The 19,613-nt window shown below is 66.4% G+C and carries 16 protein-coding genes and 1 pseudogene; 10 read left to right on the top strand and 7 right to left on the bottom strand.

The window, feature by feature from the left end; translation table 11 throughout:
* Positions 1 to 23 precede the first annotated feature (23 nt).
* Both glmS and ASD42_RS22900 read right to left on the bottom strand, forming a co-directional pair.
* On the bottom strand, positions 24 to 1,856 hold the full coding sequence (glmS, locus tag ASD42_RS22905) for a glutamine--fructose-6-phosphate transaminase (isomerizing) (RefSeq protein WP_056820160.1): 1,833 nt from the start codon (positions 1,854 to 1,856) through the stop codon (positions 24 to 26).
* A gap of 12 nt (positions 1,857 to 1,868) precedes the next feature.
* A complete protein-coding gene (locus ASD42_RS22900; protein WP_235569782.1) occupies positions 1,869 to 2,138 on the bottom strand; it encodes a hypothetical protein in 270 nt (89 codons plus the stop codon).
* Positions 2,139 to 2,382: 244 nt separating this feature from the next.
* Here ASD42_RS22900 and ASD42_RS22895 point away from each other — a divergent pair, with 244 nt between their 5' ends.
* Positions 2,383 to 3,888, top strand: coding sequence for a hypothetical protein (locus tag ASD42_RS22895; protein ID WP_056820153.1), 1,506 nt, complete (start codon positions 2,383 to 2,385; stop codon positions 3,886 to 3,888).
* Positions 3,889 to 3,908: 20 nt separating this feature from the next.
* Here the strand turns inward: ASD42_RS22895 and ASD42_RS22890 are convergent, their stop codons facing one another.
* The gene (locus ASD42_RS22890) at positions 3,909 to 4,433 is read right to left on the bottom strand and encodes a TerD family protein (RefSeq protein WP_056820495.1); all 525 of its coding nucleotides are present in this window, start codon (positions 4,431 to 4,433) and stop codon (positions 3,909 to 3,911) included.
* A 200-nt stretch (positions 4,434 to 4,633) separates the two neighbouring features.
* On the opposite strand from ASD42_RS22890, the gene ASD42_RS22885 reads away from it, so the two are divergent.
* From ASD42_RS22885 to ASD42_RS22855, 7 genes are all read left to right on the top strand, one after another.
* Positions 4,634 to 5,392 carry a hypothetical protein gene (locus ASD42_RS22885; protein WP_056820150.1) on the top strand — a complete coding sequence of 253 codons (759 nt, stop codon included), beginning with the start codon at positions 4,634 to 4,636 and terminating at the stop codon, positions 5,390 to 5,392.
* 152 nt (positions 5,393 to 5,544) lie between these two features.
* Positions 5,545 to 6,090: a hypothetical protein gene (locus ASD42_RS22880; RefSeq protein WP_156677542.1), complete on the top strand. Its 546-nt coding sequence runs from the start codon at positions 5,545 to 5,547 to the stop codon at positions 6,088 to 6,090.
* Positions 6,091 to 6,205: 115 nt separating this feature from the next.
* A complete protein-coding gene (locus ASD42_RS22875; protein ID WP_056820144.1) occupies positions 6,206 to 7,132 on the top strand; it encodes a TauD/TfdA dioxygenase family protein in 927 nt (308 codons plus the stop codon).
* Between the two features lie 133 nt (positions 7,133 to 7,265).
* A complete protein-coding gene (locus ASD42_RS22870) occupies positions 7,266 to 7,907 on the top strand; it encodes an ABC transporter permease (protein ID WP_056820141.1) in 642 nt (213 codons plus the stop codon).
* Positions 7,907 to 9,184: an ATP-binding cassette domain-containing protein gene (locus ASD42_RS22865; RefSeq protein ID WP_056820138.1), complete on the top strand. Its 1,278-nt coding sequence runs from the start codon at positions 7,907 to 7,909 to the stop codon at positions 9,182 to 9,184. Before ASD42_RS22870 ends, ASD42_RS22865 begins: the two co-directional genes overlap by 1 nt.
* Entirely contained in the window at positions 9,181 to 9,918 is a 738-nt protein-coding gene (locus tag ASD42_RS22860) for an ABC transporter permease (protein WP_056820135.1), read from the top strand. Before ASD42_RS22865 ends, ASD42_RS22860 begins: the two co-directional genes overlap by 4 nt.
* Positions 9,915 to 10,886 carry a glycine betaine ABC transporter substrate-binding protein gene (locus ASD42_RS22855; RefSeq protein ID WP_056820132.1) on the top strand — a complete coding sequence of 324 codons (972 nt, stop codon included), beginning with the start codon at positions 9,915 to 9,917 and terminating at the stop codon, positions 10,884 to 10,886. The genes ASD42_RS22860 and ASD42_RS22855 overlap by 4 nt, the downstream gene beginning before the upstream one ends.
* Positions 10,887 to 11,026: 140 nt before the next feature.
* On the opposite strand, the gene cydB is transcribed toward ASD42_RS22855, so the two are convergent.
* The 4 genes and pseudogenes from cydB to ASD42_RS22840 all read right to left on the bottom strand — a co-directional run bounded on the left by cydB (position 11,027) and on the right by ASD42_RS22840 (position 14,561).
* Entirely contained in the window at positions 11,027 to 12,049 is a 1,023-nt protein-coding gene (gene cydB / locus ASD42_RS22850; RefSeq protein ID WP_056820129.1) for a cytochrome d ubiquinol oxidase subunit II, read from the bottom strand.
* 9 nt (positions 12,050 to 12,058) lie between these two features.
* Complete coding sequence (locus ASD42_RS22845; RefSeq protein WP_056820126.1) at positions 12,059 to 13,552, bottom strand: cytochrome ubiquinol oxidase subunit I; 1,494 nt, start codon at positions 13,550 to 13,552, stop codon at positions 12,059 to 12,061.
* Positions 13,553 to 13,646: 94 nt separating this feature from the next.
* Positions 13,647 to 13,760: pseudogene (locus tag ASD42_RS34505) on the bottom strand (DUF488 domain-containing protein); the annotation flags it as partial.
* Between the two features lie 57 nt (positions 13,761 to 13,817).
* A complete protein-coding gene (locus ASD42_RS22840; RefSeq protein WP_056820124.1) occupies positions 13,818 to 14,561 on the bottom strand; it encodes a uracil-DNA glycosylase in 744 nt (247 codons plus the stop codon).
* Between the two features lie 95 nt (positions 14,562 to 14,656).
* On the opposite strand from ASD42_RS22840, the gene ASD42_RS22835 reads away from it, so the two are divergent.
* Positions 14,657 to 16,156 carry a carboxylesterase/lipase family protein gene (locus ASD42_RS22835; protein ID WP_056820119.1) on the top strand — a complete coding sequence of 500 codons (1,500 nt, stop codon included), beginning with the start codon at positions 14,657 to 14,659 and terminating at the stop codon, positions 16,154 to 16,156.
* A complete protein-coding gene (car, locus tag ASD42_RS22830) occupies positions 16,153 to 19,611 on the top strand; it encodes a carboxylic acid reductase (RefSeq protein WP_056820116.1) in 3,459 nt (1,152 codons plus the stop codon). Before ASD42_RS22835 ends, car begins: the two co-directional genes overlap by 4 nt.
* Positions 19,612 to 19,613: the final 2 nt, after the last annotated feature.

The raw sequence follows: 19,613 nt of genomic DNA, 5'->3' as shown, positions 1-19,613 counted from the left end.
CGCACGGTCGGCTACGGCAGTTTCTATTCCACGGTGACGCTCTTGGCCAGGTTGCGTGGCTTGTCGACATCGCGACCGAGGGCCAGCGCTGTGTGGTAGGCCAGCAGCTGGAGCGGGATCGTCAGCAGCATGGGGTCCAATTCCGGTGCGACCTTGGGGACCCGGATCACCTCGTCGGCCACATTCGGCGGCAGGTCCGCGTTCGTGACGGCGATCACCGGCCCGCCACGGGCCTTGATCTGTTCGATGGTGCTGATGTTCTTGGCGAGCAGTTCGTCGTCGGGGACGATCACCACGCTCGGCATCTCCGGGTCGATCAGCGCGAGCGGACCGTGTTTGAGCTCGGAGGCCTGATAGGCCTCGGCATGCACATAGGAGACCTCCTTGAGCTTCTGCGCGCCTTCGCGGGCGACCGGCCACGCTCGAACCCGGCCGATGAAGAACATGCTGCGGGCCTTGGCGTATCGGTGGGCGATCTCGGCGATGTCGTCTTCGTCGGTGAGGACCTGGTCGATGGCGTCGGGCAGGGCGCGCAGCCCGTCGACGATCCGGTTGCCGTCGGCTGCCGAGAGGTCGCGTACCCGGCCGAGCAACAGGGCCAGCATCGTGAACGACACGGTCATGTTGGTCAACGCCTTGGTCGAGGCGACGGAGATCTCCGGGCCCGCGTGCAGGAACACACCTGCCCCGCACTGGCGTGCGATCGCGCTGCCCACCGCGTTGACGGCACCGATCACGCGGCCGCCCTTGCGCTGAAGCTCCTGCACCGCGGCGAGAGTATCGAGGGTTTCGCCGGATTGGCTGATCGCGACATAGAGCGCGTCGGGGTCCACGACCGGATTGCGGTAGCGGAACTCCGAAGCGGGCTCCGCGGTGGCCGGGATGCGAGCCAGTTCTTCGATCAGCTGGGCGCCGAGCTGACCGGCGTAATAGGCCGAGCCGCAACCGAGGAAAACAACCTTGCTGATGCTGCGTAGTTCACGCGCGTCCATGTTCAACCCGCCGAGATGGGCGGTGGCGAAGCGGTCGTCGAGGCGGCCACGGAGTGCTCTGCGGACCGCCTCGCCCTGCTCGGCCATTTCCTTGCGCATGAAGTCGGGGAACCCGCCGAGCGCGTAGTCCTCGGCCACCATGTCGATGGTGGTCGGGATCTTGTCGGTCTGCTCGGACTCGACTCCCAGTGTGCTGGTGCGGAATTCGCCGTCGCGGACCGTGGCGAGCTCGCCGTCGTCGAGGAACACCACGCGCTGGGTGTGGTGGACAAGGGCGGCGACATCGGAGGCCACGAACATCTCGCCGTCGCCGACGCCGAGCACGATGGGGCTGCCGTTGCGGGCCACCACCAGTTCGGTCGGGCGGCGCGCGTCGAGCACCAGCAGTCCGTAGGTGCCCCGGACCCGGTGCAGCGCGAGTCGAACGGCGTCCTCGAGCGATTCGGAGTCCTCGAGTTCACGGGCGACGAGGTGGGCGATCACCTCGGTATCGGTATCGGAGACCAGGTCGATGCCGAGTGCGGTGAGCTCGGCCCTCAGCTGTTCGGCGTTCTCGACGATGCCGTTGTGTACCACCGCGATTCGCCCGCTGACATCGGTGTGCGGGTGTGCGTTAGCATCACTGGGCTCGCCGTGGGTGGCCCAGCGGGTGTGCGCGATCCCGACGGTGCCGCACAGGGCGGTGGTGTCGGCCTTGTCGCGAAGATCCTGCACCCGCCCCTGGGTCTTGCAGACGCGCGCCTTCCCTCGATGCGGCAGCGCCAACCCGGCCGAGTCGTAGCCGCGGTACTCGAGCCGATGCAGGCCCTCGAGCAGCACGGGAACAGCTTGCCGGTGACCGATGTATCCGACGATTCCACACATGGCGTGAACCCCTTACCCGTAGACGATGCGACGAAGTTGCCGTTCGGTGAATGACGGCGCCGCGACCGGACGCTCGGCGAGTTCGGTTTCGAGCCGTCGCCAGATCTCGGCGTTGCGCATCTCCCGAGACTGCAGCTCGGCGTGCCTGCGCCGGACGAACTGCTCGGCCGTCTCGTCGAAGTACCCGACGATATCGGCGACGACCCGGGCGGCCACGCGTTCGGGTAGGCCGGTGGACGCCACGACGTAGCGGACGAGCTCAGTGGGTACCCCGTCATTCACTCGCACGATCTTGCCTCGCCCGACCGGGTTCTCCAACATCCCTGCCCGAATTCGGGCAAATAGTGTCCCGACACGGCATCGACAGGCCGCGTCCTGCGCGCCGGATGGTCCGGCCGAGGCGTGCGGAGCTCATCCCGTTATCGCCTTGTGAGGTGTGAGCCGCGACTTGCGAACAATTTGCTGGAAGGCTGTCAAAGGGGACGGCATACGGCGCATCCGAGTGGAGGTTGTGGTGAGGCGACGAATGGGCGACGCATTCAGTGATCGGCTTTATTTCGCGGGCCCCGCGTCGGCCTCCGAGGGTGTCGGCGGCAGACCCGAATATGTCGTCGACGCGGCGATCGTGACGATTGCCGAAGAGATCGTGCGTACGGGTTTCGATGCCGAAGATACCGTGCACCAGCGGCTGCGGAGATTCTGCGCGCACGCGAAAGCCGAAGGGGCAATGGTGAATTGCCTTCTCGGTGCGGCCACGGCCGTCGAAGACGGTGGGGTGGTGCCGTTTGTCGGCCGGGTCGTCGGCAGGCTCGGGAACGCGGAGTTGTTGTTCGATCTCGCCCTCAGCGATTCGGGTATCGATCCGTTCGACGGCAACCCCGTCCAGAATTCGGTCGGGCCGGGCACGATGACGGAGCTGGATTTCGAATTCGTGATCGCTCAGGTGAGTGAGCTGGTCGATAGCTTGCTGCTCCCTAATTATCTGGCATTGCTGGAATGGCGTGACCTCACCGGGGAGGCGCCGCGATCTCGGCGGCCGGAGCAGTCGGCCGCGCTGCTGTACGAGCTGAACGAACGGCTCGCCCCGGTCCTCGGCGAGATGCCGCTGGCCTGGCTGCTGCTGCACTACGCGGAGTTCGGCGTCGCGCCGCTGGCGGACTCGATCCATCGCGCGCTGCTGCGGACCAACGCCGCCGATGCCGTATCCGCCGCGCGCATGGCGGCGGCGGCGCTCACCGCGATGTCGTTCGTGTCCTCGTCGGCCAGGCTGGGTGATCTTCCGGTGGTGTCGCGCCGTCCACTGCATCAGCCGACGCTGGTCACCGGCAATCACGTCATGGCTGACCTCGTCTGCGCGCTGTCGCGGTGCGATACCGCGAACGGCTGGCAGGCCGACGCGAAACTGTTGCGGACCGACGACGCGCAGACGGTCGGCTGGTTACTGGTCGAGGATCGCCGCCATCGCCGCGAAACACGTTGCAGCCGAAGCGATCTCATGGCTTCGGCGATCGGGCTGGAGATCATGCTCGGTGTCGACTACGCGTCGGGGTCCGCCCCGACGGCAGTGCAGGCGCCGTCGTCGACCGCGATCACCGCCGAGCTGCTGCACGTACTGCGTCTGCCCTGGGATCAGATCCCGGAATCGGCCCGCTATACGCCGCTACATCTGGACGGTGCCCTGCGTTTGGCCTGCTGCGCGGTGGAATCCATGGCGCCGGGTATCGAGGCCACCAACGATATCCTCCGCCGAGCCGCCGACCGGGCGATCCCCGCACTGAGTACTCGACCTGACCCGCCGATCTACCTCCAGGGCGCACTGGCCCTTCTCGACGCCTGGCATCGCGGCGGAGCGCCCCGGGCCCGACCTCTGCTCGAGGCAACCGAACCCATCGCGCCCGTCGTCTTCAGCACGCTGCTGCTGATCGGTGCGGCGCTGCTCGAGATGCTGGCCGAGGAGTTCGACGCGGACGTGACGCACGTCCTGGACGCACTCGAGACCCGACTACGAGCCCGCGACCGCTTGTCGGAGTGAGGACGAACTGATCATCGACCTCAGTCGAGATAGACGGCCAGTTGGGGAACCGCGTTGACCACATGCTGGGCGATGATCGGCTGGCCGATCATGGTGAAGACCCAATCCTGGTGAGGGCGATGCAGTTTGCCGACGACGATGCCGGTGTGAGCGCCGACGCTGTCGAGGTCGATGCGGATCAATTCGATGCCGGTGACATTGTCGACGACACGACAGAACCCGTTGACGATCTGGTCGAATCGTTGGCCGGTGTAGCAGGTGACGAGGAAGACGATGGTGGTGACGGCGGGATCGAGCAGGGACACATCGACCACGATGACTTCGTTGTCGCCGTGTCCGTCGCCGGTGACACTGTCGCCGAGGTGGCGCAGCGCGCCGTCGCGCGAGATCAGTTGCTCGTGGAAGGCGACATCGACGAAGTTGTCGCCGGCGAACGACAGTGCGGCGGCATTGAGGTCGATGTCCTTGCGGCGGGGGTGTGTTCCGTAGCCGTGGGCGGGATCCCAACCGAGGCCCATGCTGAGGTGAGTGAGTGTGTGCGTCATGCGGTACTCCTGGCTGAACGGATGCGTACCCGTCACCGGTAGAACCCCACTCGATCGGGCTCGAGCCGGGTTGTCGACCAGACTTCCCGACTCGTCGACCCGTAAACATGCCGTAAAGGCCACGGCCACCGCAAATTCTGACGGCGCCGCAGGCACGTTGCCGGCCTGGTTCCGGTCATCGCAGGACTACCGTGACGGCGATGAGCGCACGCTTCGAAGAACTCGGCTGGCGACAGACCCCGATCGGCGAGATCAGTTTGCGCCGACGGTTCGATCCGACGGTGCGTGCCGATGTCTACGAAGTGAAGCTCGGCGACGAGTACCTGATGTCGAGCTTGTTCACCGTCGCCGAACGTGAGCTGTCGCGACTCGGGCTGGCTCGGACACCGGGCGATCGGCTCGATGTGGTCGTCGGCGGCCTCGGATTGGGGTACACCGCGCGAGAAGCATTGGTGGACCCGAGAATTCGTGAACTCACCATTGTCGAATATTCCGACGCGGTCATCGACTGGCATCGACATGATCTGCTGCCCGACACCGCCGGGTTGGCCGCCGACCGCAGGGTCGAACTCGTCTGCGCGGACTTCTTCGCCGCGGCCGCGGGTCCGGTGGGCTTCGATCCGGCCCAACCCGGCCGCAAGTACGACGCCCTCCTGCTCGACATCGACCACTCGCCACGCCACGTCCTGCACGGCTCGAATGCTGCGTTCTACACCGGTGCGGGCCTGCGTGCGGTCGCGAACCACCTGGTCGACGGCGGCACCTTCGCCATGTGGTCCGACGACGCACCGGACGACGAGTTCTGTGCGACCCTCGAATCCGCCTTCATCGACGTCGAGGCGCAACCGATCGTGTTCGACAACCCGCTGACCCGCGGACAATCCGGCGCGACGATCTACCTCGCGACTCGCTCCGACCGCTTGCGGGGCACAGGCCACAACCAGGCAATATGTGACTAGGTACAACAATGCGGCGAAGTGATTGCCGACGGCGTCGACAAGGTCGATCGTCAGTATGTGGGAGTATTCGTCCCACACACCGAACCGCTGGTAAGCGCTTCATGACAGGCCGGTTCGGGATCGAGCTTTTCGGATTCGACATCGGAGTCAGAATGAACAGCTTGCTCGAAAACCACCGCGGATGGGTTGCCGGTATCTTCGCGGATGGGTTGTACGGACATATCGACGCCCCCGGCCCCAGGGCGACCCTCGCGATCGACACCCCACCGCTGTCATCCGAAGATCGGCACCCGCGCCGACCGGAGGAGGTGATCGGGTGGCGCGCGCTGTGCTCCTGCGACAGCTGGCACGGGCGAACCTGGCTACGCGCCGACCGCAGCGCCGACCACGCGCCGTCCGCGCGGGTCCTGCATTGCCCGGCCGGCAGACTCGACCCGGACCTGGCCCGATTGGTGCTCGCGGAGTGGGACTACCACCAGCTCGAGATGCAAGCCCTGATCCCGGTGCGGTTGGCATTCGCGGACACGGCGTCGGCAGAGCAGCGCCTCGTCGAAGCCGTCCGGTTCGTGCGCGCGTCCGGAGCGTCATGGGAAGCGGTTGCCCGAGTGATCAGCGCGCCCTCGGCGGAAGCCGCCGAAATGCGATTCAGCACGTGGGCCGCTCCTGAGCACGAGGCGGCGGAACTGCGCATTCCGTAATTCCCGCTGAAGTCGACGCGGCGATTCGGCTCAGCCTGAATTCAATGCTGGTCGCGGCTCGTTCCTGGTGGTTTCGTGTGACCAGATCGTCCAGGTTCGAGCGAAAGGCCACCGTATGTCCGTCGATGACGCAGCCGCCCCAGGAGTACGGGTGGTGAAGCTCGGCGCCCATATCGGCGCGCAGATCGACGGTGTCCGGCTCGGTGGTGACCTGGACGCGCTGTCGGTGGCAGCCGTCCGCGCCGCGCTCGACGAGCACAGGGTGATCTTCTTCCGTGGCCAGCACCATCTGACCGAGGACGGGCAGTACGAGTTCGCGCAGTTGCTCGGCGATCCGACGACTCCGCACCCGACGGTGACCTCGGCCGGGGCGAAGAGTCTGGCCATCGATTCGCACCAGACCCGTTCCAATGTCTGGCACACCGATGTCACCTTCGTCGACCGCGTCCCGCAGGCCTCGATCCTGCGCGCGGTGGCGCTGCCCAGCTACGGCGGTTCGACCACCTGGGCCTCGACCGTCGCCGCCTACAACGCGCTGCCCGAGCCGCTCAAGCGACTCGCGGAGAGCCTGCGCGCGCGCCATTCGAACCGATACGACTACGCCGCCGAGATCGAGGACCGATCCGCCGATACCGACCGCGCCTACCGTCGCGAGTTCGAGTCCACCTATTTCGAGACCGAGCACCCCGTGGTGGAGGTGCACCCGGTGACCGGCGAGCGAGCCCTGCTGCTCGGCTGCTTCGTCAAGGAGATCGTCGGGGTGTCGAGTAGCGAGTCGCGGGCGCTGTTCCGGCTGTTCCAGGACCGGGTCACCCGTCTCGAGCACACCGCGCGCTGGAACTGGTCGCTGGGCGATGTCGCGATCTGGGACAACCGGGCCACCCAGCACTACGCCATCGACGACTACGACGGCAGCGAGCACCGCAGGCTCACCCGCATCACGCTTGGCGGGCCGGTGCCCGTGGGCGTCGACGGCTCCGCGAGCACGGTGATCGCGGGCGACGCCGAGCCGTACGCTGCTCCGCTCGGGCGCGCCGCATAGCCATCATCGACCGCCACGACCTCGCGCGCATCCCGGGAACGACACTCGAGATCAACTATTCTGCGACGGCACATCCGACGGTTGCGCACGCGCGAACAGCTACCCACTGGCCCAGTTCGACGATGGGAATGCCGTGAATTTGTGGAACTACGTCCAGGGCAGGGGAGAGGTACTGACCTTCCTCACCTATCAGCACGCGTCACTGGCCTTTCAGACAGTGCTGGTCGGAACCGTCGTCGCGATCCTGATCGCGGTGGCGGTGTATCGGTTGCCGCTGGGCTCGGCACTGACCCTGACCTCGAGTCGGGTAGCACTGACGATTCCCTCGCTGGCGCTGCTGGCGTTGCTGCTCGTCCCGTTCGGTCTCGGTGTCGTGCCGTCGTTCATCATGCTGGCGTTCTTCGCTGCCCTCCCGGTGATCGGCAACGCGATAGTCGGCCTGCGCTCGGTGCCCGCCACGGTCGTCGAATCCGCGCGCGGCATCGGACTTTCGCGGTGGCGGATCCTGCTCACCGTCGAACTGCCAATCGCCTGGCCGGTGATTCTCACCGGCATCAGGGTCTCGACCCAGATGATCGTCGGGGTCGCCGCGATCGTGGCCTACGTTCTCGGGCCCGGCCTCGGCTCGCTGATCTTCAACGGCCTGTCCCGCCTCGGCGGCGCCAATGCCCTCGAAATGGCGCTCACCGGAACCATTCTCATCGTTGCCATCGCGTTGGTCTTCGACGCGCTCCTCGTCCTGCTCGGACGCCTCACGATTGCCAAGGGACTGTGATGACCGATGTGACCAGCCAGCCCGCGCCGACGGCCCGGCAGCGCGATGTGACCGGTGATTCCATCACCTTGGATGGCGTCGTCAAGCGGTACAAGGGTCAGGACACGCCCGTTGTCGAGCGCCTCGACCTCGAGATCGACGCCGGCGACATCGTCGCTTTCGTCGGACCGTCGGGGTGTGGCAAGACGACCACGCTCAAGATGATCAACCGGCTGATCGAGCCGACCGAGGGGCGGATCTTCATCGGCGGCCGCGATGTCACCCGGGAGGATCCCGACAAGCTGCGGCAGTCGATCGGCTACGTCATCCAGTCCGGTGGCCTGTTCCCGCACTGGTCGGTCGCCAAGAACATCGGCGCGATCCCCCGGGTGCTCGGCTGGGACAAGAAGCGGATCGCCGAGCGCACCGAATACCTTCTCGACCTGGTCGGTCTCGATCCGGCCACGTTCGCCGACCGGCTGCCCAAGGACATGTCCGGCGGCCAGCAGCAGCGCGTCGGCGTCGCCCGCGCGCTCGCGGCCGACCCGCCGGTGCTGTTGATGGACGAACCGTTCGGCGCGGTCGACCCGATCACCCGGGTTCGCCTGCAGGACAGTCTGATCGCGATCCAGCACGAACTCGGCAAGACCATCGTGATCGTCACCCACGATTTCGAGGAGGCCACCAAACTCGGCGACAAAGTGCTCATCCTGTCCGAGGGCGGGCATGTCGAGCAGTACGCGACGCCGGAGGAGATCCTCACCGACCCGGCGACGTCGTTCGTGGAGGAATTCGTCGGATCCGGCGCGAAGCTGGCCTATCTCACGGTGTCTCGGGTGCGCGATGTGGAGGTCGACCCGGTGACCACCGCCAGGATCGGGGAATCCTCGCAGGTCGTGATCGGGCGGGCCGAAGCCGCGGGACACACCTGGGTGGTGGTCGTGGACGAGTCGGGTCGGCCGCGGTCGTGGCCGTCACTGACGGAAGTGGCGAGCAAGCCGGAGGTCTCGGACTATCTGGACCGCCGTCTGCCCGTGGTGGCCAAGTCCTCGACGCTCAACGACGCGCTCGACGCCATGCTCGCGGCGAGTCAGGGCGCCACCCTGGTCACCGATGGTCGCGGCGCCGTCGTCGGCTCGCTGAACATCGGCTCGGTGACCGATGTGATCCAGACCAAGCTCGCCGAGGGGCACGCCGCGGTCGAGGACTCGTCCTACGAAACCTATGTCGACGGTTCCGATCCCACGCCCACGCCGGTCGTCGCCGCCGACGAACCCGGATCGGTCGAACCGGCATGAACCGTCTGCGCCGGGTCCCGATCGACGTGTGGTTCGAACCGCTCATCATCGTGGTGATCGGCATCGGGTACGTGTTCTGGTATCAGTCCTCGACATTCACCCCGACCGAACAGGCCTCGCTCGGCTGGGCCAATCTGCAGACCACGATCCTCGATCACATCCGTCTCACCGTGGTCGCCACACTGATCGTGGTGGTCGTCGCGATTCCGCTCGGTATCGCGCTGACCAGGCCGGCGTTGCAGCGGTTCGAGCCGATCGCCGTGAACATCGCCAATGTCGGCCAGGCCGCGCCCGCCGTCGGTTTGCTCGTGCTGTTCACCTTCTGGCTCGGCACCGGGTTCCGCACGGCGGTCGTCGGTCTCGTCGTCTACGCGATCCTGCCGATCCTGCAGAACACGATCGTCGGACTCCGGCAGGTGGACCATCGCACCATCGAGGCCGCGCGCGGTATCGGCTTCTCGGCCGCACGGACCCTCGTGCAGGTGGAACTGCCGCTCGCGGTGCCGGTGATCCTCAACGGCGTGCGCACCGCGCTGGTCATCCTGGTCGGTACCGCGACGCTGAGTACCTTCATCGGTGCGACCAGCCTCGGCACCCTGATCACGACCGGTGTCACGCTGTTTTTGCCCAAGCTGCTCATCTCCGGCGCCGTGCTCGTCGGTCTGCTGGCGTTGATCATCGATTGGCTCGGCCGACTCGTCGAACTGGCCGCGACCCCACGAGGTGTCTCATGAGGCGAGTCCCGTTGATTTCCGCGCTCGTCGCGACGATGTCGTTGCTCGTCGGGTGTGGGCTGGTGAGCTCGTCGGGCACCTTCCACGAGGCGAGCCTGCCCGGCGGCGAACGACCGCTGGACGGCGCGGAGCTGACCGTCACCTCGAAGAGCTTCACCGAGGGTGTGGTGCTCGGCAAGATCACTGCCACCTACCTGGCCGCCGCGGGTGCCTCGGTCACCGACCTGACGGGCGCTCCGGGTTCGGCCTCGTCTCGGCAGGCCCAGCTCAACGGCGACGCCGACGTGCTGTGGGAGTACACCGGCACCGGCTGGGTCAACTACCACAACGAGACCGAGACGATCGCGGACCCGCAGGAGCTCTGGCAGCGCGTCCACGACGTCGAAAAGCGTGATTACAACCTCGAATGGCTCCCACCGGCCAATTTCAACGACACCTACGCCTTCGGTGCGTCGACACCGACCGCGCAGCGACTCGGCGTGAAGTCGCTCTCGGACGTGGCCGCACTACCGGTCGCCGAGCGGACTTTCTGCGTCGACGACGAATTCTTCAGTCGCTCGGACGGTTTCATCCCGATGCTGCAGAAATACGGCATCCCCTACAACGATCCCAACGGTGTCCCCGTGGGCAACGTCACCCGGATGGACGCCGGCGTCGTCTACACCGCGACCGCGAAAGGCGAGCCCTGCCATTTCGGCATGGTCTACACCACCGACGGCCGCGTCAAGAACCTGAATCTGGTCGTCCTGGACGACGACAAGAAATTCTTCCTCCCCTACAGCGGCACCGCCGTCGTCCGCGGCGCCATCCTCGACGCCGACCCCGAACTGCGCGAGCTTCTCGGCACCATCTCCGAGCTCCTCACCGACGACCTGATGCGAGAACTCAACGGCCGCGTCGACATCGACGGAGAAGACCCCGCCGACGTCGCCTACGACTGGCTGAAGAGCGCGAACCTCATCGAATAGCGCTTTGTCGCCTGGCTCCGCGACCTAGGGCATCGCTGAAGGGATTGCAGCGGGGTCGATGCGGGCGCCCACAACGCACCGCGCGCGCCACGGCACTGTCGGTGCCATGACGCGCGCGGCGAATGTTGTGGTCGAAAACCCTATTTCGTGAGTGGCAGCCCGGTCGGTTCGGGAATCTGTTCCACCGTCAGACGTTTGCGGAAGACCCAGTAGGTCCAGCCCTGGTAGATCAGAACCACCGGGGTGCACAGCACCGCTGCCCAGCTCATCACCTGGAGGGTGTAGTGACTGGAAGAGGCGTTGTAGATGGTCAGGTCGAAGGCGGAGTCGATGGTGGAGGGCATCACGTTCGGGTACAGCGAGCCCACCAGCAGGACGGTGGCCGAGGTGATCGTGAGCGTGGTGCCGATGAAGGCCCAGCCGTCACGGCCCGCGACGGTGGCGCCACCGGCGACGACAAGGCCGAGTACCGCGGCGCCGAGAGCGCCCCAGGTCCAGCCGGAGCCGTAGGCGAGCTGGGTCCACAGCCCGAACCCGCCGACGATCACCACCGTGGGCACGAACAGGATCCGGACGCAGGTGCGGGCATCGTCGCGGACCTCACCACCGGTCTTGAGCGCCAGGAAGATCGCGCCGTGCAGGGCGAACAGGATGGCCGTGGTCGCCGCGCCGAGCAGCGCGTAGGGGCTGAGCAGATCCCACACCGAGCCGACGACCTGGCGCTTCTCGTTCAGCGGCACACCGCGCACGAGGTTGGCGAACACCCAGCCCCAAGCCAGTGCCGGAATCCACGAGCCGATGCCGATGCCGATGTCGCACCAGGCCCGCCACTTCGGCGAGTTGATCTTCGATCGCCACTCGATGGCGCAGATCCGCAGGATCAACGCGACCAACAGCAGTAGCAGGGCGAGGTAGAACCCGGAGAACAAGCTCGCGTACCACTCCGGGAACGCCGCGAACATCGCACCGCCCGCGGTGATCAGCCACACTTCGTTGCCGTCCCAGACCGGGCCGATCGTGTTGAGCACGACGCGCCTGCGCGCATCCGAACCCTTGCCCAGGATCGGCATCAGCATGCCGACACCGAAGTCGAAGCCCTCGAGGATGAAGTAGCCGGTGAACAGCACGCCGACCAATACGAACCAGAATTGCTGCAGACTCATCGTCGTCTCCTAGTACGCGAAGGACAGCGGTTCGACGGGTTCGGCGCGGTGCCTACCGCCACCGCCGTCGTCATCGGGACCGGACTCGTCATCGGATGCCGTCGGCCCCGGCTCGGGCCCGACCACGGTGTAGCGGTGCATCAGGTAGTACCAGACCACGGCCAGCGCGCCGTAGAGCAACGTGAAGACCGCGAGGGAGAAGATCACCGTCCCCGGCGCATGATCGGAGACACCTTGCGCCACGGTCATACGAATGGTCGTGTCGCCGGTCAGATTCGGCACCACCACCCATGGCTGCCGTCCCATCTCGGTGAAGACCCAGCCCGCGCTGTTGGCCAGGAAGGGGGTGGGGATGGCGATCAGACACAGCCAGGAGAACCAGCGCTTGTCGGGCACTCGGCCACCGCGGGTCATCCAGAGACCGGCGAGCAGCAACAGCGCCGGTCCGGCCAGCAAGCCGATCATGCCGCGGAAGCCCCAGTAGGTGACGAAGAGATTGGGCCGGTAATTGCCGGGCCCGTAGTCCTGCACGTAGGACGCCTGCAGATCCTCCACGCCCTGCAACGTGACGCCGGTGAACTTGCCCTCGGCCAGGAACGGCAGCACGTACGGAACTTCCAGTAGATGCGTGACACTGTCGCAGTTGTTGTGCGTGCCGACGGTGAGGATCGAGAATTCCGGATCGGTCTGGGTGTGGCACAGCGATTCCGCCGACGCCATCTTCATCGGCTGCTGATCGAACATGATCTTGCCCTGGATGTCGCCGGTCACCCCCACCACGACGATCGATGCGGCGATGACCCACATCCCTGCCCGGGCCGCCGGTCGCCACATGATCCTGGCTTCGTCGAGTTTCGCGGCATCACCGCTGCGCGCGTTGCGCACCATGAACCACCCGGCGATGCCGACGACGAAGGTCGCCGCGGTCAGGAACGCACCGGCGACCACGTGCGGAAATGCCGCGAGGGTGGTGTTGTTGGTGAGCAGCGCCCAGATGCTGTCCAGCTCGGCGCGTCCGGTGTCGGGGTTGTACTTCGCGCCGACCGGGTGCTGCATGAACGAGTTCGCCGCGATGATGAAGTACGCCGAGGCGTTGACACCGACGGCGACGATCCAGATCGTCGCGAGGTGAACGAGTTTGGGCAATCGGGTCCAGCCGAAGATCCACAATCCGAGGAATGTCGACTCCAGGAAGAAAGCTACCAGCGCTTCGAATGCCAGCGGCGCACCGAAGACGTCGCCGACGAATCGGGAGTACTCACTCCAGTTCATCCCGAATTGGAATTCCTGCACGATGCCGGTGGCGACGCCGATGGCGAAGTTGATCAGGAACAGTTTTCCGAAGAACTTCGTGAGCCGATACCAGTGTTCTTTTCCGGTGATCACCCACGCCGTCTGCATTCCCGCTACGAGCGGCGCCAGTCCGATGGTGAGCGGGACGAAAATGAAGTGGTAGACCGTGGTGATACCGAACTGCCATCTGGAGACATCCAGTGTGCTCATTGCCAGCGAACTCATCGTCGGATCTCCTGCCATCGCAGTGAACTGTTGCCGAACCGCTTGCTGTCTGAGTCGAGATGAAATGGATGCTGACGTGCTACGGCACCGCTTCGGCGCACATGACGGCGGTTGTCGCTTCGCCCGGCAGGTCGACGAGTTCGTTGACGCCCACGGCGAATTCCGGTGTCTGCAGGTAATTCGCGTACGCGCGGAACGACGCATTGCGTCAGCACTGCTCGATCCTAGGTGACGAGGTCGCGAATTCCGGTCAGGACTCGGCGATCGTCTTCGCCCGGAGCAGTATGTCTTCGATCATCGCGGGATTCACCTTTCCCGTGGCGGTATTGCGCTGGCTCACGTGGTAACTACCGAGCACAGTGACCGACCGGCCGTCGGGATGGGTGATGACGACTTGCGCGCCGTGGGTGAATCCTGGACGCGGACGGGGCACATTCCAGTCGCCTTCGGAAAGGACGGTGAACAGGGCCTGCCAGCCGAAGCCGCCTAGGACGACGATCACCCGAAGTGCCGAGCCGAGCAGTTCCAATTCCCGGCTGAGGAAAGGCGCGCAGCGGCGCCGCTCCTCGGGTGTCGGCTTGTTCTCCGGCGGGGCGCAGTGCACCGGTGCGGTGAGCCGGGTATCCAGCAGTTCGATGCCGTCGTCGAGGCTCACCGGAGGCGCGCCGGTCGCCGAGCCGACCGCGTGTAGCGCACCGAACAGGACGTTGCCGCTCGGGTCGCCGGTGAACATGCGCCCGGTGCGATTACCGCCGTGGGCGGCGGGGGCGAGGCCGACCACGAGAATTCGAGCGTCGGCGGGCCCGAAACCGGGTACCGGCCGACCCCAGTACTCTTCGTCGCGGAAGGCTGCCCGTTTGACGACCGCGACTTCTTCGCGCCAGGCGACGAGTCGGGGGCAGGCACGGCAGGTGGAAACCAAGCGATCGAGTGCGGCGATATCGGGAGCGATTTCCGCCGCCCACGGGGCCTTTTCCGGATCCTCGCCGGTCATCGACTCAGTCTAGTCCGCGGCGTGGTTGCGGCTTCGGAAAAGTTCGCCGACCGAACCAGCTGCGCGGTACCGTCGGTACCACGTACATTCGAGGGATGTTGTCCACCGAGATCGTGAGCGCCGACGGAGTCGTGCGCGGTCGTGCGGGTCGTCGAATCGCCCGCTGGCGTGCCCTGCCCTACGCGGCCCCACCCATCGGAGCGTTGCGGTTGCGTGCGCCCCAGCCCGTTCGACCGTGGACGGGGGTCCGGTCGGCGACCGAGTTCGGTTACGCCGCGGTGCAGAATCCGAACGGTGCCCGCATCGGCCCGCGAACCTGGCAACCCGTCGGCGAGGATTGCCTGACGCTCAATGTCACCGCGCCGGCGATGCCGTCGGCCACCCCGCGCCCGGTCATGGTGTTCTTCCATGGTGGCGGATACCTGATCGGCACGTCGAGCATGTATTCCGGCGCACGGTTGGCCGCGCGCGGTGACGTGATCGTGGTGTCGGTGAACTACCGCCTCGGCGCGCTCGGGTATGTCGACTTCAGCGAATTCTCCACGGCTGACAGACCTTTCGAGTCGAACCTCGGACTTCGCGATCAGGTCGCGGCGCTGGAATGGGTACGTCGCAATATCGCCGCGTTCGGCGGTGACCCCGACAACGTCACCATCTTCGGTGAATCGGCCGGTGCGCACGCGGTGGTCAGCCTGCTGGCGACGCCCGCCGCGCGCGGTCTGTTCCATCGGGCGATCGCCCAGAGTGCCCCCGCTGACTGGACCTCGACACCGGAGGAGGCGCACCGCTTCGCCCGTCGCTGCCTGGACCGGCTCGGCGCCACCCCTGTCGACGCCGCGACCGTGCTGAGCACTGTGTCCGCGAAGGACCTGTGCCGGGCGGGTGACCGTGCGCTCGGTCGTTCGCTGCGCGAGGAGCCGGGCAGCTTTCCCTACGCCCCTGTCGCGGACGGCGACTTCCTCCCGGAGACTCCCCTGGACGCGATCGCGGCGGGCCGCGCACATCCGGTGCCGTTGATCATCGGCACCAACCGCGACGAGGCGACACTGTTCCAGCGCTTCGCCAAGTCGGTGCCACACACCCCCCAGCAACTCAGCACCATTTTCGACCGCTACGAGCCCGGCACCGAAAAACGGGTGACCAGCAGCTACCCCGGCTATCCGGCGGCGCGGACGGCAGTACGGGTCGGCGGCGACCATCTGTTCCTACGCCCGACGCTGGCCGTGCTCGAAGGCCACAGCAAATACGCCCCCACCTACGCCTACCGGTACGACTATGCCCCCCGCGCGCTGCACCTGGCGGGCTTCGGCGCTACCCATGCGCTCGACCTGGTCCCCGTCTTCGGCTGGGTCGACGGCCCCGTCGGGCGCGCGATGACCGCAGCTGGTGGCAGGCGGGCCTTCCTCGCCGTCCAGGACTACATCCAGGACAACTGGCTCAGCTTCGCCCGCACCGGCCAACCGCTGACGCCGTGGTCGCCCTACACCGCCGAACGCCGCACCACCTCCATCATCGACCATCCGCCGCGCGTCCTGGTCGACCCCGAGTCCGCGCAACGTGAAGCGTGGCAAGGCATTCGGAAGTGTGAAGCATGACTGTAGAGCTCGCCGCGGGGCAGCTGGCCGACCGCATCAAGGCGCTCTACGCCGAAGACGAGCAGATCCGTGCGGCGCGGCCCGTCGAGGATGTTCACGCCATCGTGACGACCCCCGGACTCGCGACGGCGCGCATCGTCGAGACCGTCATGACCGCCTACGCCGATCGTCCGGCGCTCGGCACCCGCCGTACCGAACTGGTCGAGAACAGCGGACGGTCGACGCGAAAGCTGTTGCCGGAGTTCGAGTTGCTGACCTATGGGCAGGTGTGGGAGCGCACTCGCGCGCTCGCCGCGGCCTGGCATCGCGACGGTGTCGTCGCGGGGGATTTCGTCGCGGTGCTCGGGTTCACCAGTGCCGACTACACCGTGCTCGATCTCGCCACGATCCACCTGGGTGGGGTCGCGGTGCCGTTGCAGGCGGGCGCGGGACTGGAACAGTTGCGGTCGATTCTCGACGAGACCGAGCCGACGGTGTTCGCGGTCGATACCGCGCACCTGGACATCGCCGTGGACGCGGTGCTGGCCGGCGTCACGCCGCGTTCGCTGATCGTGTTCGACCATCACGCCGACGACGACGATCACCGGGATGCCCTCGACGCGGCCCGCGCCCGTCTTCGGGCCGGGGGATCGGCCCTCGTGCTCAGCACCCTCGACGACACCACCGAGCAGGGTCGCCGTGCCGACGCGGCTCCGCTGAGCGTGCCCGCCGAGGGCGAGGACCCTCTCGCCCTGCTGATCTACACCTCGGGCAGCACCGGGACCCCCAAAGGCGCGATGTACACCCAGCGCCTGGTCGCGGTGGGCTGGCAGCCCGCGCGGCCGCTGACCGCGATCAATGTCAACTTCCTGCCGATGTGCCACATCGCCGCTCGGCTCACCCTCAACAGCGTGCTCGCCCGTGGCGGCACGGCGTATTTCGCGGCGGCGCCGGACCTGTCGACGTTGTTCGCCGACATCTCCCTGGTGCGGCCCACCGAGATCTTCCTGGTGCCCCGGGTGTGCGACATGATCCTGCAGCGCTTCCAGCGTGCGGTCGCCGAGCGCGGTGTCGCGGCGATCGACACGGTGAAAACCGAACTGCGCGAACAGTTCCTGGGTGGCCGGCTGCTGTCGGTGCTGTGCGGCAGCGCGCCGATCGCACCCGACCTGCGTGCCTTCGTCGAGTCGGTACTGCACCTGCGCTTACACGACGGTTACGGCTCCACCGAGACCGGCGGCGGGGTGATCTTCGATACGAAGGTGATGCGCCCGCCGGTACTGGATTACAAACTCGTCGATGTGCCGGAGCTCGGCTATTTCGGCACCGACAAACCGTATCCGCGCGGCGAGTTACTGCTCAAGACCACCACCATGATCGCCGGGTACTACCGCCGCCCCGAGGTGACCGCCGAGGTCTTCGATGCCGACGGGTTCTGCCGCACCGGTGACGTGGTGGTCGAGTTGGCGCCCGACCGTTTGGCCTATGTCGACCGCCGCAACAATGTCCTCAAGCTCTCCCAGGGCGAGTTCGTTACGGTGTCGCGGTTGGAGGCGGTGTTCGCGGGCGCGGACCTGGTGCGCCAGATCTATGTGTACGGCAGCAGTGAACGCTCCTATCTGCTGGCGGTCGTAGTGCCCACCGAGGCCGCGCTCGCGGGGCCCGCTGCCGAGTTGCGCGCCGCGGTGAGTGCGTCGCTGCACCGCGCCGCCGCCTCGGCCGAACTCGAGCCCTACGAGATTCCGCGTGACTTCATCATCGAGCCCGAACCGTTCTCGACAGCCGACGGGATGCTGTCCGGGGTGGGGAAACTGTTGCGGCCCAAGCTGAAACAGCGGTACGGGCAGCGTCTCGAGCAGCTCTACGCCGACCTCGCGCGGGGTCAGGAAGACGAACTGCAGAGGCTGCGTAGCGACGCACCAGGGCTGCCGGTGTACGACACCGTCGCCCGCGCCGCTCGCGCTGTGCTCGGTGGCGATCCGGCGGATCTGCGTCCGGACGCACGATTCGGTGATCTCGGCGGTGATTCGCTGGCTGCGCTGTCGTATTCGACGCTGCTCCGGGAACTGCTCGCGGTGGACGTGCCGGTGAACGTGCTGCTCGGACCGGACAGCGACTTGGCCCATATCGCCGACTACGTGCGACGTGAGCGTGAACCCGGCACGCACAGAACCGATTCCGACGCGGTGCACGGCAACGGCGCTACCGAGATTCGCGCGGCGGATCTGACGCTCGAGAAGTTCGTGGATGTCGGCACCGCCGCGCGCGTGCCTGCCGCTACACCCGCGAAGACGGTGTTGATCACCGGCGCGAACGGCTATCTCGGGCGGTTCCTGCTGCTGAGCTGGCTCGAACGGCTCGCCCCGGAGGGCGGCAAGGTGATCTGCGTGGTCCGTGGCGGTGACGCGGTCGCCGCCCGAGAGCGACTCGATACGACGTTCGACACCGGCGACAGTGAGCTGGCCATGCAATTCCAGGTTCTCGCGAAGGACACCTTGGAAGTGCTGCCCGGCGATATCGGTGAACCGAATCTCGGTCTGCCGCAGCCGACCTGGGACCGGTTGGCCGCCGAGGTCGATCTGATCGTGCACTCCGCGGCACTGGTGAACCATGTGCTCCCGTATGCGCAGCTGTTCGGTCCGAATGTGGTCGGCACGGCCGAGATCATCCGGCTGGCGCTGACAACTACCCGCAAGCCGGTGAGTTATCTGTCGACGGTGGCCGTCGCGGCGCAGGGGGAGTCCTTCGCCGAGGACGGCGACGTGCGAATCATGAGTCCGGTTCGCCGACTGGACGGTTCCTATGCCAACGGCTACGGCAACAGCAAGTGGGCGGGCGAAGTTCTGTTACGCGAGGCTGCCGACCGATTCGGGCTGCCCGTCGCGGTCTTCCGCTCGGACATGATCCTGGCGCACAGCCACTTCCGCGGCCAGCTCAATGTGCCCGACGTCTTCACCCGTCTGCTGCTGAGTGTGCTCGTCACCGGGCTCGCCCCGACATCGTTCTACCGCACCGATTCCCACGGGCAACCACAGCGCGCCCACTACGACGGCCTACCTGCCGACTTCGTCGCCACGGCCATCACCGAACTCGGCGCCGCGGCCTCGAGTGGATACCGCACCTACGACGTCCTCAACCCGCACGACGACGGGATCTCCCTCGACGTGTTCGTCGACTGGTTGATCGAAGCGGGCCACCGCGTCGATCGCATCGACAGCTACGACGACTGGTTCGCCCGCTTCGAAACCGCCTTGCGCGCCCTGCCCGAACCCCAACGCAAGCACACCCTGCTCCCGCTACTGGACGCCTACCGCAAGCCCGGCCGTCCACTGCGCGGCTCGGCCCTACCCGCCGACGGCTTTCGCGCCGCCGTCCGCGCCGCACAGATCGGTCCCGACAACGACATCCCGCACCTGCCTACAGATCTCATAGTCAAATACGTCCGTGACCTGAAGTATCTCGGCATTCTGGAATAGCA

Origin of the sequence: Nocardia sp. Root136, assembly GCF_001427185.1 — a bacterium.
GTDB classification, from domain to species: domain Bacteria; phylum Actinomycetota; class Actinomycetes; order Mycobacteriales; family Mycobacteriaceae; genus Nocardia; species Nocardia salmonicida.
The sequence above is the reverse complement of the archived record's forward strand: the minus strand, read 5'-3'. Positions and strand labels throughout refer to the sequence as shown.

Coding starts and splice junctions, on each gene's coding strand:
- glmS (WP_056820160.1), bottom strand. CDS start 1,856: ATGTGTGGAATCGTCGGATACATCGGTCACCGGCAAGCTGTTCCCGTG.
- ASD42_RS22860 (WP_056820135.1), top strand. CDS start 9,181: ATGAACCGTCTGCGCCGGGTCCCGATCGACGTGTGGTTCGAACCGCTC.
- cydB (WP_056820129.1), bottom strand. CDS start 12,049: ATGAGTCTGCAGCAATTCTGGTTCGTATTGGTCGGCGTGCTGTTCACC.
- ASD42_RS22840 (WP_056820124.1), bottom strand. CDS start 14,561: ATGACCGGCGAGGATCCGGAAAAGGCCCCGTGGGCGGCGGAAATCGCT.
- ASD42_RS22845 (WP_056820126.1), bottom strand. CDS start 13,552: ATGAGCACACTGGATGTCTCCAGATGGCAGTTCGGTATCACCACGGTC.
- ASD42_RS22865 (WP_056820138.1), top strand. CDS start 7,907: ATGACCGATGTGACCAGCCAGCCCGCGCCGACGGCCCGGCAGCGCGAT.
- ASD42_RS22855 (WP_056820132.1), top strand. CDS start 9,915: ATGAGGCGAGTCCCGTTGATTTCCGCGCTCGTCGCGACGATGTCGTTG.
- ASD42_RS22885 (WP_056820150.1), top strand. CDS start 4,634: ATGAGCGCACGCTTCGAAGAACTCGGCTGGCGACAGACCCCGATCGGC.
- ASD42_RS22890 (WP_056820495.1), bottom strand. CDS start 4,433: ATGACGCACACACTCACTCACCTCAGCATGGGCCTCGGTTGGGATCCC.
- ASD42_RS22835 (WP_056820119.1), top strand. CDS start 14,657: ATGTTGTCCACCGAGATCGTGAGCGCCGACGGAGTCGTGCGCGGTCGT.
- ASD42_RS22880 (WP_156677542.1), top strand. CDS start 5,545: ATGAACAGCTTGCTCGAAAACCACCGCGGATGGGTTGCCGGTATCTTC.
- ASD42_RS22875 (WP_056820144.1), top strand. CDS start 6,206: ATGTCCGTCGATGACGCAGCCGCCCCAGGAGTACGGGTGGTGAAGCTC.
- ASD42_RS22895 (WP_056820153.1), top strand. CDS start 2,383: ATGGGCGACGCATTCAGTGATCGGCTTTATTTCGCGGGCCCCGCGTCG.
- car (WP_056820116.1), top strand. CDS start 16,153: ATGACTGTAGAGCTCGCCGCGGGGCAGCTGGCCGACCGCATCAAGGCG.